We start from the raw sequence: 13,105 nt of genomic DNA, 5'->3' as shown, positions 1-13,105 counted from the left end.
TGGAGAAAGTTTCAATAAAAAAGGGAGTAGGGAGTAGGGAGTAGGGAGTAGGGAGTAGTAGCGCGGGCATCTTGCCTGCGACAGCTATACCTCATACTCCAATTGCTGTATGTTTACTGACTAATTTTTTCATTTTTCACAGTTAAATTATTTTAGGAAAAAATCAAGACTAAGACCAAACTAGAAAAGGTTTTGAATAAACTGATTAATTCATTAAAAATATTTATTTTTTTATTCTAATATTCAGTTTGATTACTATTCTTGTCTTTGTTTCTACTTAGGGTTTGCTTTTGGAAAGTCTTTTTGTTGAGGTAGGAAGTAGGGAGTAGGGAGTAGGGAGTAGTTAAAAGTCAGGATAAATGGGAGTTATAGAGAATGGCCTTTCATAATAGTAAAAGTGATTTTTCTGCCTCCCATTACCCTAAAATCCTGACTTTTTCAGCTCGCTAAATCGAAAAGCTGGCACTTTTTCCGGGCTTAAAATTGCTCAAACCTTTGTCTATCAATGGGTTTATATTTAATCAGCAAGCCATACTTATAGACTTTTTTATAAGTTGCATATACCATTGTCTTTTTGTCTATTTATATAAAATCAGGTTATATAGTAACCGCAAAATTACTTTCTCTTAATTACCGAATAATTAAGGTTTAAAGCCTCTCCTTTGAAGGAGAAACAAGCAGTCCTTTGCGGAGCATTCCGAAGGATGGGATGCTGAGGAAACCTAGCCAGATCCAATCTCCCCTTGAGAAGAAAAAATTTTCCTTTTATTCAATCCAATCCGTTTTAGGGAGAGGTAATTATCAATTATCCATTATCAATTATCAATTATTGAAAGATGTTCTATTGAATAGGAATTTAAAAATTCATGCTATTCAAATTCTTTCTCCTGAATTCTGAATTCTGACTCCTAACTCTGAGCGTGATGGGATAACTAATTACCAGGATTATATATTTTTTTAAGAATGAAATTATCAAAAGAGATTTTTGTATATAAATTAACAAAAAATTAGCAGCACATTACTTATATATTTCTGGTAATTAGTACATATAATACCATTTTCAAAAAAGGCAGTTACATCTGATTTTTTGATTTATTCCTACAATAAACAAAATAGAAAACCCATGAATTCTAGAAATAAAACCTTTTTTTCTCTTTTTTATCATGTTTTTCTTCCCCTGTTCCCTGTTCCCTATTCCCTATTCCCTGTGTCGTGACTGTAGCAATATTTTATGAAATTGGTATAATAAAAAATTTTTTACTTTTGGAGGGTTGCTCAAAATCCCCGTTACAAAAACAACTTCTGACTTCTGACTTCTGAGTTCGTTTGTAGGAGCTAATTTTTACAAATTTATCAATGGATGCTGAATTGATCTATTTAATATTAATAAAAAAATCAAAAAATATATTGGGAGAGAGTAGTGGGTTACGATTTTGATGCAATTATTATTGGCAGTGGTGCAGGAGGAGGAACGATCGCCCATACTCTAGCAAAAGCTGGTAAACGGGTTCTTCTAGTAGAACGTGGCCCAAGATTTAGTGATGTTGAAGCTTTCCAAGATGAGCAACGAATGTTAATTAATAAAGAAGCTTTCGACGATCGCCAAATTGAAGTTAATGGACGTAGCGCCCAACTTCACATCGCTGGAGTATTAGGGGGTGGGACTGCTTTATATGGAGGGGTATTAATGCGCCCAAGTCCCTACGACTTCCATCCAGGGAAATTTTATGACGAATGGCTACCTCGTCATCTGTGGGATTGGCCAATTACTTACGAAGAGATGACTCCCTACTTTGACGAGGCAGAAAAGTTATTTCATGTTGCTGGGGATAAGCCATACAAAATGCCGAATATTGGCACACCAAGTAATGGTTATCCAGGGACAGTTCCACCACTCGAACCAATTAACCAACAATTAGAAAAAGGTATAAAGGATGCTGGGTTAATGCCATTTCATCTCCCTTTTGGCATAGACTTTGATAGTTGTCTACGTTGTTCTAAATGTCCTGGTTTCTACTGTCCTAATGAAGCTCGTGCCTCTACAGTCGTACGTGCTATTGATAAAGCAGCCTTTAATTATAACCTTAAAGTTCAAACTTTTACAGAAGCAGACCGTTTAGTTACTAATAGCAGTAAAAAAGTTACGGGTATACGTCTGCGTTGTCGTCAAACTAGCAAAGTTGAGGAACTAACAGCTAAAGTTTATATTCTTTCTGCGGGAGCTTTGGGTAGTCCAGTTATTTTGATGAAGTCTGGTTTGACAGGACGTAGCGGACAATTGGGGCGGAATTATATGTATCATTGTGGTGCTTTAATGGCAGGATTATTCAAACAAGAGACGGGAGGAGCCGATAAATTTATTAAACAGTTAGGGTTTACAGACCTCTATCTGGGAACTAAGGAATTTCCTCATAAATTGGGGTTAGCTCAAACAGTACCTATTCCCGGACTTCTTTCTCTACAACAAAATTTCCCTGTACCAATACCAAAACCCATTGCCGAATTTCTACTAAAGCGAATGTTGGCAATAACTGGCATTGTCGAAGATTTACCCCAAGAGGAAAATCGGATAGAACTAGGTAAGGATGGGAAAATTCGTCTATTCCACAAGTTTCATCCTTATGATGTTTATCGTTCTCGGTACTATAAGAAGAAGTTAAAACAGGTATTCCGGTTGGCAGGAGCAGTATTATCTTTTGGAGCGACGGGCGATAAAGATGATATTCATACATCCCATCAGGTAGGTACGACTCGTTTTGGTACAGATCCAAATACATCTGTGCTTGATAAAGATTGTCGTTTACATGACCATGAAAATGTTTTTGTGGTGGATGGTGGGTTTATGCCAAATGCTTTAGGTGTTAGTCCTGCTTTAACTATTGCAGCGAATGCTCTGAGAGTTGGGAGGAAGATATGCGAAGCTAGGTGAGAAAGTGCGAAAAGGAAAAACGGCGTTGCTTAGGGAAGTGGGATGAATGGGATGTGGGGGGTGTGGTCCGTGTGGTCCGTGTAGTCCGTGAAAGATTCATCCCAAGGTTTCAGCAACGCCGGAAAAACAAACAGGACGAAGAAGAGAGGATGCCATTGCACTGCCACGCCGCAGTCACATCGTCATCCCACCAGCATATGTGATGACGCCAACCGCCTGCCTTTTGCCCTCCCTCGCCACAGCGCCCGCGCGCCCCTGATACATGCGCCCAAAATGCCCGCCATTTTGGCATAATTTTTATTGTTATGTGTGTAATGATCAAACGGTTCACATAAAGATTAAAATACGCTATGTATAAAAAGTCACTCAATAATTTCGATTCCGAGTTAGCCCAAAAACAAAACAAACGAGCACAATTCGAAGAATTATCGGAAAAGGAATTGGATGAGGTTGTGGGCGCTCGTGACACAGTCCAAACCTTTGGATGGAATGAAATGGCCGCCATGATGAGTTGTATATTATCTTACGATAGTACGTTCTCCGGTCCAGCCGAGGCTTATGTTCCCCCCTGTGTTATTGTAGATACCCTACCTAGTGATTTAGTAGATAACTCTGAGTCCTTCATCAACCAAATGTCGAGTACATGAGGGGAGGGATCAGGGGTGGCGGTGGTTGTGGCGTTGTGGTCACCAGGCACCCTGAACGTTTAACCTCGTATCACACTCGTAGGAATTAAAACTTTTGCCACTTTGAGCGATGGTACAAAAATTGATGCTCCAAAACCATTAAAGAAAAGAATCAAGAAATATCGCAAGTTAAGTAAATTATTATCCAAGAAAACCATAGGCTCTAAAAGGTATGAAAAGGCTCGTCTAAGGATAGCAAAATTTCATGCCAAACTAAAAGATATTCGGACAGATTTTTTGCATAAACTATCCACTCAAATAATTCGTGAAAACCAAACAATTATTTTAGAGGATCTAAACGTTTCTGGTATGGTAAAAAACCGGAAATTATCTAGAGCGATTTCGGATTTAGGATGGCGACAGTTTCGGACTTTACTCGAAGGGAAAGCCGAAAAATATAGTAGAGAATTTAGAGTCATTGATAGATGGCTGGCAACATCTCAAATCTGCTCAAATTGTGGGTTCAAAGGTGGAAAATTAGACCTTTCGATTAGGGAGTGGGAATGCCTGAACTGTGGCCGTAGACACGACAGAGACCACAATGCAGCAATAAATGTATTAGTCGCGGGTGGGCAATCCGAGACATTAAACGGACGTGGAGGCAAGCAGAAGACCACCGCCAAGGTGGCAGCAGCCTGTGAAGCGTCAACCCGCCGAGGAGCTACGGCTCGGTAGGAATCCCCGTGCCTTTAGGCCGAGGAGGATGTCAAAAAATACTGTTATAGTGCTTTAATCTGTTGGTAGGAGTGTTCAGATTAGTAGTATAACCACCTTTTTGAAATTTGGTATAAACTTTCCTAGAAAACGGTGCGTTACGCTTTGCTAACACACCCTACTAGAGCTAAATTCTAAATTCTAAATAATGAAAACTGTTGTAATTACTGGAATTTCCGGCACTTTAGGTAGTGCGATGGGTAAAGCATATAAGTCACGGGGATGGCGAGTTGTTGGTGTAACTCGTCAACCAAAATTAGAGGGAGATTTTTTTGATGAGTTGTGTGTTTCTCCCCAAGAAACTATTGAGGATGCCAAAAAACTATTTGAGTATGACCCAGATGTGGTAATTCTGAATGCTGGTCAAATTGAGACCGAAGTCGGAGAGGGTGGCATCCCTGTAATTGAGTTAGTAGAGTCCATGAATAGAGTCAACTATACTTGGCCGGCAGTTGTTGGTACTGAAGCAGCAAAGTTAGATCGGAGTAGACGTTTAGATGTAATTGCCATTGGTTCAATTGCAGATGGGAGTCCTTCCTGTTTCGGACCTGTTTATCATTCTGGAAAAATAGCCTTACATTATTTTTGGTCCGGTGTCGGACCAATTGTTTATCATTCCAGTAAAAATATGATTCGCCTCCGATTATATCGCCCTGGTGTAATAGCTGGTAAATTTGCTTGGGCACCTGTGAATCGTTTGAATGATAAAGCTTATAAGATTCGGGAAAATCGAGTTAATTCTGCTCCACCTGCGGATAAGGTTGCTGAGAAAATAGTTAATTGGATTGAGAATAGTAAGGAATGGGTGGGAACTTATGATGAGCCTTTTGGCTTTAAGATTTTTAAGTATCTGTTTGCTTTGTTCCCCAACTTTTTCTACAGATTACAGTTATATGGTTGGCCGAAAGGCAGTAAGTTTATGTGAATAGGGAGTGTTGGGATAGGTCTAGTAGTGGCGCGTCAAGCCTTAAATGTTACTGTAGGAAAATGGTAAGATACTGATTTTTCAAAGCTTTTAGTCAAAAATCTATTCCACTACTTTAAGCTTGACGCAATAGAAGAAAAATTTCACCCATCACCTCCGGCGGGGTGCTTCAGGAAATGAATTTACTATTGCTCTATCCGCAATAGAAGAAAAATTTTCCACCCATCACCTCCGGCGGGGTGCTTCAGAGAATGAATTAACTATTGCTCTATCCGCAACAGAAGAAAAATTTCCCACCCATCACCTCCGGCGGGGTGCTTCAGAGAATGAATTTATTATTGCTCTATACGCAATAGAAGAAAAATTTCCCACCCATCACCTCCGGCGGGGTGCTTCAGAGAATGAATTTATTATTGCTCTATACGCAATAGAAGAAAAATTTCCCACCCATCACCTCTTGCGGGGTGCTTCAGAGAATGAACTTACTATTGCTCTATCCGCAATAGTAGAAAAATTTGACTATCCATCACCTCTTGCGGGGTGCTTCAGAGAATGAACTTACTATTGCTCTATCCGCAATAGTAGAAAAATCTCACCACCCATCACCTCCGGCGGGGTGCTTCAGAGAATGAATTTATTATTGCTCTATAGACAATAGTATTGCACTAATACACCTTATATGATTTTGAAAAAAGAATGTTACGAATAGTAAGGGGGATAAAAAGATTTTACAGGAGATGTCCCTTTGACAAAGCGGTGCGACCCCGCGCCGTCTCACGGCGCAAGGGAACGCGCACCAAGAGAAAAAGATAATTTACGAACTAAAAAATGGTATTCAAGCCATTCATTCTGACTCCTGACTCCTAATAAATAGCCTATTCATTTGTAGCAAACATTTATTAAGCACCCTGCTTTACCAAAAGTCGAATTAAATCTAAATTTCCTGTGAATACTGCAGCGCGTAGAGAAGTTATTTCTAGTTCTCCTGTAGTCTTGGCGTTAACATCTGCTCCAGATTCTAAAAGAATGCGAGCGATTTCAACTCCCTCGGCTTTAATTGCAGCGTGCAAAGGAGTCAAACTAACAATATGATCGCCTAATTGGTATCTAGCTCTAATGTTAATATCTACTCCCCTTTCCAAAAGCCAAGACGTTGCTGATACTAAACCTTGTTCGATAGTGTAGTGGATTAATAATGGTTTTTCAGAAATAAGAGTTGGCTGCGCATCGAGTAAAGCTTGAGCCTGTTCCCATTGTCCCGCAACAATCGCTGTAGCTAAATCGACTTGAGCATTTTTTGCCATTAATAATTCAATTATTGTTTGGTTGTCAGCTACAGTAGCCAAACATAAAGGCGTTATACCCCAACCGTTTTGAGCATTAAGATCGGCACCTTTTTCTAAAAGAAGTTCCACCATTTGAGTCAGATTTTCTTCTATTGCGAAATGGAGAGGCTGCGATTCATTTTTAGCAAAAAAACCCAATCTATGAGTTAGTATTTCTGGATTTGCCTCAATTAAAGAGTAAACAAAATCAATTTGGTTAAGAGCGATCGCTGAAAAAATATCTAACTGCGCTCCTCTACTAAGTAAATATTCCCTAACTTCTTGGTGACGAGTGCTAAGATAACCCTCCGGGGGAAATAGCTTAATAATAGTTGCCCAGCCTACAGGAGTTAGGTTATACCAGTTATCTTTTACATTAATATTCCCACCCCTTTCGACCAAAAGTTTTGTTACTTCTAAATGACCTCCTGTAGCTGCCCAATGTAATGGGGTACTGTTACTAAAGTTACCTTCTACAGCATTAACATCAGCACCAGCATCTAATAGTAACCTGACAATATCTAAGTAACCCCGATGAGCAGCCAAATGCAAAGGGGTAGTTTGAATACCTTCATCTTTAATATTGGCTAAACTAATATCTTGCAGAAGTAAGGTTTGTATTGTTTCTTTATCGCCACGGTGAGCAGCATCAAATGTTTGAGCAACATTGTTAGCAAAAGTGTCGTCTTGAGAAAGTATCTCGCCAACTGAATTGTTGTTTTCAATCATAGTTTTGCTGCCTTCATTATTAGTCATAAAGCTTACAGTTTGTCAACCTCTAAATTAATAGATTTACTTGCAGTTAATTTAGCCAATTATTAAAAGATTAAAGTCTCGATACTAAGACAATAACTCAAAAAATTTAAGTTATGGCGTTTGATATGAAATAAAATATTTTTTCCTCTCAGTAATACCTTAGTATTAGGTACCTTTGGACTATAGCACAGCATAATCACTTTGTCTATAGAAGTTGTGTAAGTCCCAATAGCTGACGGCTTAATACTTACCATTTAGCTATTCACAACAATCTGACTTAAACACTTCAAAATTTACATAACCCGATACAAATCTCCAGGGTTTCTAGTTGCAAATAAATTTGAAATTCCATACATAGGATTTTCTGCCTTAACTAACTTAATAAAAGTGAACTCTCCTCCACTGGTAATCAGACCATAACTAGGTTTATTTTGGTGAGGATTTTCCAACATATATACTAATATTTGAGCTAATCCTACCTCCACAGAATATGCAGCTTTTTTTGATTCAATTACCATCACCCAAAGTTGGTATTTTAATACTAGAGTATCAATTATACCCTTGATAATTATTCCATCATCTTCACTCTCTATTTCTATTGGTTGTTCTGATTTAACATAGAAGGGTTTCATTAATGGATAATGGATAATTGATAATTGATAATTACCTCTGGTTCAAACCGTTCGGGAATTGAATATAAGGAATATTGTCTTTGTTTTCCCCTTAAAAGGGGAGGCTTTAAACCAAAATTTTTCGGTAAGATAAAAATCACCAATAAATAAAATCGGGTCTAGAACTGACATTTTGACTACATCTTCTAAAAGTGGTGCATAATTAAGTAAATTAATAAATCCTCTTCTAACCTTATCTAAAAGTTTTTTTCCATCTCTGTTATTTCTGGCAAATTTTCTCGCGACTCGGAGAAAAAATTATCATCTTCAACTAACTGAATATTAAAGTTATCGACTAAATAGCGTAAATCTATATTGTGAGTTTGAATTGTCTGTGCCATTGTTAATCTCTTCCTGCTTGAATAATAAAAAATGAAAATGGTAATAAGCTGTTGTGTATTTAAACGAGTTATTGTTATGTGCCTTGCTTAAGAGAAAACTCTTATTACTTCTGACTTCTGACTTCTAACTTCTGACTTGCTAAGACGCATTTAAAATGCGTTTTAGCTTACCAACCCCGAGCGATATTTTTTACAAATAGTATAAGTTCGGAAGAAGGGATAAAGAAAGAAGAAAAAAAAGGGAGGCAAATAATATAAAATTGAGGGTAGTAGTGTACAAGTAGTAATTTTCCCCAGAAAAAGTCAAGTAGTCTACAAATACTATTCCTTGAAAACCTGTAAATTAGGGATATTTTCTGTTCCCTGTTCCCTGTTCCCTGTTCCCTTTCTCCACAATAAATCAATATATATACAGAACTACCTATATTTGACAAATTTTGAGTCTTTTTCTCAGAGCAGAAAATAACTTTCCTAACTCCATAAACCATACCCAATTCCCAGTCATCGCAAACATCGCAGGTAAGTGACCGTCTGGCGCTTTCTCCAGATAAAATATTAAATTATCGTAGTTAGTCCAACCTAAAATTGAATGCCAACCCAAGCGATCGCCTAATTTCTCATAAGTTAAATAAAAGGTTTGATTAGCAAAACTTTCCCAAATCTCTTTTTGCACAGAAAAACCAAACTTACCATTTGAATATTTTACCCAGAGTTGATTAATAGTCTGTAAATCAGTGCAGGGAAAATTATCAATTGAACGAATACTTAATCTACCCCGACTTTCTTGGTGAGTTATTTCTAACATTAACCTTGCGGTTTCTCTATCTGCTTCCCGCCATTTTTTAGCAGCCAAAAATTTACGCAAATCATTATAATCTATTCCCATTTCAGAACTTAACTCTACTTCTCGAATAGACGCAGATGGAGAAAAATTACTGACTTGTTTTTCGGGTCGTAAAGAATCAAAAACATTCGGTTTAATCAATGCCAAGATTTCCCCCACTGACTGAAATCTTTTCTTAGTTGCTCCTACAATCATCCTATCTAAAATATTACCCAAATCATCACTTATAGAAGAGACTAAAAAATATCGCCAAACCCAATCATTTTCACTCACATCAAACAAGTCAAACGGTTCAACTTGAGTCAACAAATGGATACAAGTTACCCCCAAACTATAAATATCACTAGCAAAAATTGCCTTTCCCACAGCTTGTTCCGGCGCAGCATATCCAGCAGAACCAATAACCGTTCCTGTCACTGCCAAACTATTAGGAATTGCATATTTAGCAGCCCCAAAATCTACTAATACTAATTCTCCTTTTTTCTGGGAAGAGTCAGGTCGTCTAATAATATTTTCTGGTTTAATATCCCGATGAATTACCTGTTGAGAATGAATAAATTCTAAGACTGGCAATAAATCATTTAATAACTCCCAAATTTTAGCTTCATTAAACTGACCTACTGTTTCTAACTCCTGTTGTAAATTTTCCCCCTCAATCAATTCTTGAATCAAATATTGACGATTATCCTGAGTAAAAAATGCCAATAATTCTGGAATTTGAGGATGTTTTCCTAAACTTTCTAACCTAACTGCTTCTTGAGCAAATAATTCTGCTGCTTTTTCCAGATTTTCCGTTCCTTGAGCTTCCGGGAAAAACTGTTTAATTACACAAAATGGTTGAGATGGTTTAAATTCATCCACTGCTTTAAAAGTTCTACCAAAACCACCTTGACCGATAATTTTTACAGCACGATAACGTTCAGCTAAAAGCAATTTTGACCCGCATTTTTGGCAAAAATTTGTGTTTGGTGGATTTTGATTTAGACAGTCAGGATTTAGACATTGACTCATAATTAATACTGTTTTTTACTATAGATTTTTAGCTGAAGTCTGGTAAGCATTTAGCTATTAGCAGTCAGCTCTGAGCTTTTTGATGAATCAAGCAAGCATTGTTTTAACTTTTACCACATTTTAAACCAGATAATTTCGGTATAAGAAAAGCAAACTTCACTTGTTATATCAAATGCTGTAGTATCGGTGTAAAAAAGCATATTATTCCGGGTTTATATTAAATACTTGACCACACTAAAATCTACCTCCCATAAACCAGGTTTCTTATTATATTATGTCCGGATAATCAGTGATAAAAAAACTTCTCCCTTCAAGTCTTTTCTTTCCTTATGCCTCCTGCCTTCTACCTTAGCTCCTCCAAAGTGTAAGTATTCAACCGGATATGATATAACACTCCGAAGCAAGCAGATTTGATATTAAACCATACAATTGTGTGGTGGAAAATATGGATGTTTCTCCTACTTCTTTCTTCTTCCCTCTCCCTTCTTTACTTCTTTCTTATTTCTTTTTCCTTACAATTGTGTGGTGGAAAATATGGATGTTTCTCCTACTTCATTCTTCATTCTTCTCCCTTCATTCTTCTCCCTTCTTTCTTCTTCATTCTTCCTTCTTCCTTACAATTGTGTGGTGGAAAATATGGATGTTTCTCCTACTTCATTCTTCATTCTTCATTCTTAATTATTCTCCCTTCATTCTTCATTATTCCTTTCAAAAAACAAATTTTCCTTGAGCAACCATCACAACATTTCCACCTACAAATACTTCTATTTCCCCTACTTTTTTCTCAGCTTGTAACAATAATAAAGATGGTCGATTAATTTCATATCCTTGTTCTACTCTAATATCAATTTTGCTCCGATAAAAATAATTATATTCAGCCAAATATCCCGCTAAACAACCATTAGCACTGCCCGTCGCCGGGTCTTCAGTAATTCCTAAATAGGGAGCAAACATTCTCACACTTAAATCATCAATATATTTGTATGTCTCTGGGCAAAATATCAAAATTTCCGTTGCCTTTGCTGTTTGAATAAACTGATAATATTTATCTAAATTTACCTTAGCTTTTTTCAAAGCTGCCAAAGTTTTTAAAGGCACAATTATAAAAGGTATCCCTGTTGAAACTTCCTGAATAGGAAATCTAATATCAATATCAGCTACCTCTAGATTTAATACTTCTGCCAAAGTTTCTACTTGATGTTTTTGAGCAAAAGTCGGTACATTTTGACGCATCCATAAAACTTCACCTTTCCAACTCACAGGAATTTGTCCTACTGCCAGATTTAAAACGACTTTTTCCACCAAACTTTTAATAATTTCTCGCTGAATAATGTAGGCAGTTCCTAAAGTTGGATGCCCCGCAAAAGGCAATTCTTTAGTCGGAGTAAATATTCGCACATCATAACCACCATTTCGTTCTTCAGGAGAGAGAATAAAAGTAGTTTCTGAATAATTCATCTCTCTCGCAATTTGCAGCATTTCCTCATCAGAAAGATTAACTACTTCAGCACCAGTAAAGACAGCTAATTGATTACCAGCATATTTAGTTTCAGCAAATACATCTACAATGTAAAAATCCATAATATTTTGTTTAGGGAGTAGGGAATAGGGAATAAGAAATAAGGAGAAACTTGAAAAATATTTTCGGTTGTGGTGTACAAGTAGTGATACTCGGATAAAAGGTCAACTAGGAATATTAGATTATTATGCATGAAATCAATAATTTAGGGGCTTTTCTATTCCCAGTTAAGTGTTTCCTATTCGCTTCCTACAGCCTAAATCACTACATCTACAGGACTACCAATTTTTCTTATGGCTAATTCATGAAACTTGATATGAGACCAAACCCTATTATACAATATATGTTTATAGATATATAATTATATCATGTCCGGTTGAACAGTTATAAATAAACTACTCAGAATTCAGTATTCAGTATTCAGGAGGGAAGAAAGAAGAAAAGAAGGAGAAAGTTTTTTTTATCACGCTCTTATCCGGACATGATATTACTTCAACATTCAATCCCCCATCACCCCATCACCCCATCACCCCATCATCCTATTGGTAATTCCAAAATAAATTCTGAACCCTGGCCTAAAGTTGACTCACACCAAAGCTTACCACCATGATTTTTTACCATGATTTTATAAGCAATAGACAAGCCTAAACCTGTACCTTTCCCGACAGCCTTAGTTGTGAAAAGCTTATCAAAAATTTTTGCCTTAACTTCTTCTGACATTCCCACACCGTTGTCTTTAATTCTAATGATTACTCCTGTTTTATCCTGATTTATTCCACTATAAATTGTAATCTGAGGCTGGAATTTAAACTTATAAAATTCTGTTTTTTTCACAAACTCATCAATAGCATCAATAGCATCAATAGCATTAGAAATCAGATTCATAAATACCTGGGCTAATTGTCCAGGAAAACATTTAATCTCAGGCATATCCCCATATTTTTTTACTACTTCAATAGCTGAACGATATTTGTTTGCTTTCAAACGATGATTCAGAATTAATAGAGTGTTATCAATATGCTTATGGACGGCACAAATAACTTTTTGATCGTTATTTAATTCATTTCGAGAAAATGTGCGTAAAGATGTGCTTAGAAATTTAATCCTTTCGGAACCAGCCTTCATTAAAGTAATAAGATTAGGCAAATCTTCAATCAAAAAATCTAAATCAATATCTTCAGCATTTTCAATGATTTCTTCAGCAGGATTAGGATAATACTTTTGATAAAGAAATAGGAAATGAAGAATATCTTTAATATATAGCAATGAGCGCTGGCATCTTTACATATTACATAGATATTTATAATGTAACATAAAAGTAACTGTATGAGCTGTATTTTTCATAAATTAGGCGATCGCTAAAGGTTAAAGTTTTAAGGATGCG

10 protein-coding genes are annotated in these 13,105 nt (G+C 36.8%); 4 read left to right on the top strand and 6 right to left on the bottom strand.

Translation table 11 applies throughout. From position 1 onward, the window contains the following. Positions 1-1,420: 1,420 nt before the first annotated feature. The 4 genes from F6K22_RS13650 (at position 1,421) to F6K22_RS13635 (ending at position 5,254) form a co-directional block, all read left to right on the top strand. Complete coding sequence (locus F6K22_RS13650; protein WP_293098369.1) at positions 1,421-2,929, top strand: GMC family oxidoreductase N-terminal domain-containing protein; 1,509 nt, start codon at positions 1,421-1,423, stop codon at positions 2,927-2,929. Between the two features lie 440 nt (positions 2,930-3,369). Beyond that, complete coding sequence (locus F6K22_RS13645) at positions 3,370-3,576, top strand: hypothetical protein (RefSeq protein WP_293098366.1); 207 nt, start codon at positions 3,370-3,372, stop codon at positions 3,574-3,576. Positions 3,577-3,645: 69 nt separating this feature from the next. Beyond that, the gene (locus F6K22_RS13640) at positions 3,646-4,290 is read left to right on the top strand and encodes an RNA-guided endonuclease InsQ/TnpB family protein (protein WP_363273508.1); all 645 of its coding nucleotides are present in this window, start codon (positions 3,646-3,648) and stop codon (positions 4,288-4,290) included. A gap of 187 nt (positions 4,291-4,477) precedes the next feature. Then, positions 4,478-5,254: an NAD-dependent epimerase/dehydratase family protein gene (locus tag F6K22_RS13635; protein ID WP_293098363.1), complete on the top strand. Its 777-nt coding sequence runs from the start codon at positions 4,478-4,480 to the stop codon at positions 5,252-5,254. An 899-nt stretch (positions 5,255-6,153) separates the two neighbouring features. Here the strand turns inward: F6K22_RS13635 and F6K22_RS13630 are convergent. The 6 genes from F6K22_RS13630 to F6K22_RS13605 all read right to left on the bottom strand — a co-directional run bounded on the left by F6K22_RS13630 (position 6,154) and on the right by F6K22_RS13605 (position 12,987). Further along, positions 6,154-7,335: an ankyrin repeat domain-containing protein gene (locus F6K22_RS13630; protein WP_293098360.1), complete on the bottom strand. Its 1,182-nt coding sequence runs from the start codon at positions 7,333-7,335 to the stop codon at positions 6,154-6,156. Positions 7,336-7,628: 293 nt separating this feature from the next. Then, entirely contained in the window at positions 7,629-7,967 is a 339-nt protein-coding gene (locus F6K22_RS13625) for a hypothetical protein (protein WP_293098358.1), read from the bottom strand. Positions 7,968-8,203: 236 nt separating this feature from the next. After that, on the bottom strand, positions 8,204-8,347 hold the full coding sequence (locus F6K22_RS13620) for a hypothetical protein (RefSeq protein ID WP_293098356.1): 144 nt from the start codon (positions 8,345-8,347) through the stop codon (positions 8,204-8,206). Positions 8,348-8,768: 421 nt separating this feature from the next. Then, complete coding sequence (locus F6K22_RS13615) at positions 8,769-10,202, bottom strand: GUN4 domain-containing protein (RefSeq protein WP_293098353.1); 1,434 nt, start codon at positions 10,200-10,202, stop codon at positions 8,769-8,771. Positions 10,203-10,910: 708 nt separating this feature from the next. Next, on the bottom strand, positions 10,911-11,783 hold the full coding sequence (locus F6K22_RS13610) for a PhzF family phenazine biosynthesis protein (RefSeq protein WP_293098351.1): 873 nt from the start codon (positions 11,781-11,783) through the stop codon (positions 10,911-10,913). A gap of 472 nt (positions 11,784-12,255) precedes the next feature. Further along, positions 12,256-12,987: a sensor histidine kinase gene (locus tag F6K22_RS13605; RefSeq protein WP_293098348.1), complete on the bottom strand. Its 732-nt coding sequence runs from the start codon at positions 12,985-12,987 to the stop codon at positions 12,256-12,258. Between the last annotated feature and the right edge of the window lie 118 nt (positions 12,988-13,105).

This window comes from Okeania sp. SIO2F4 (genome assembly GCF_010672385.1).
GTDB lineage: Bacteria > Cyanobacteriota > Cyanobacteriia > Cyanobacteriales > Microcoleaceae > Trichodesmium.
This window is presented reverse-complemented; position numbering and strand designations above follow the sequence as displayed.

What these genes read in the sequence shown, in the direction of transcription:
- F6K22_RS13635 (WP_293098363.1), top strand. Translation starts at nt 4,478, where the DNA reads ATGAAAACTGTTGTAATTACTGGAATTTCCGGCACTTTAGGTAGTGCG.
- F6K22_RS13630 (WP_293098360.1), bottom strand. Translation starts at nt 7,335, where the DNA reads ATGACTAATAATGAAGGCAGCAAAACTATGATTGAAAACAACAATTCA.
- F6K22_RS13620 (WP_293098356.1), bottom strand. Translation starts at nt 8,347, where the DNA reads ATGGCACAGACAATTCAAACTCACAATATAGATTTACGCTATTTAGTC.
- F6K22_RS13610 (WP_293098351.1), bottom strand. Translation starts at nt 11,783, where the DNA reads ATGGATTTTTACATTGTAGATGTATTTGCTGAAACTAAATATGCTGGT.
- F6K22_RS13625 (WP_293098358.1), bottom strand. Translation starts at nt 7,967, where the DNA reads ATGAAACCCTTCTATGTTAAATCAGAACAACCAATAGAAATAGAGAGT.
- F6K22_RS13615 (WP_293098353.1), bottom strand. Translation starts at nt 10,202, where the DNA reads ATGAGTCAATGTCTAAATCCTGACTGTCTAAATCAAAATCCACCAAAC.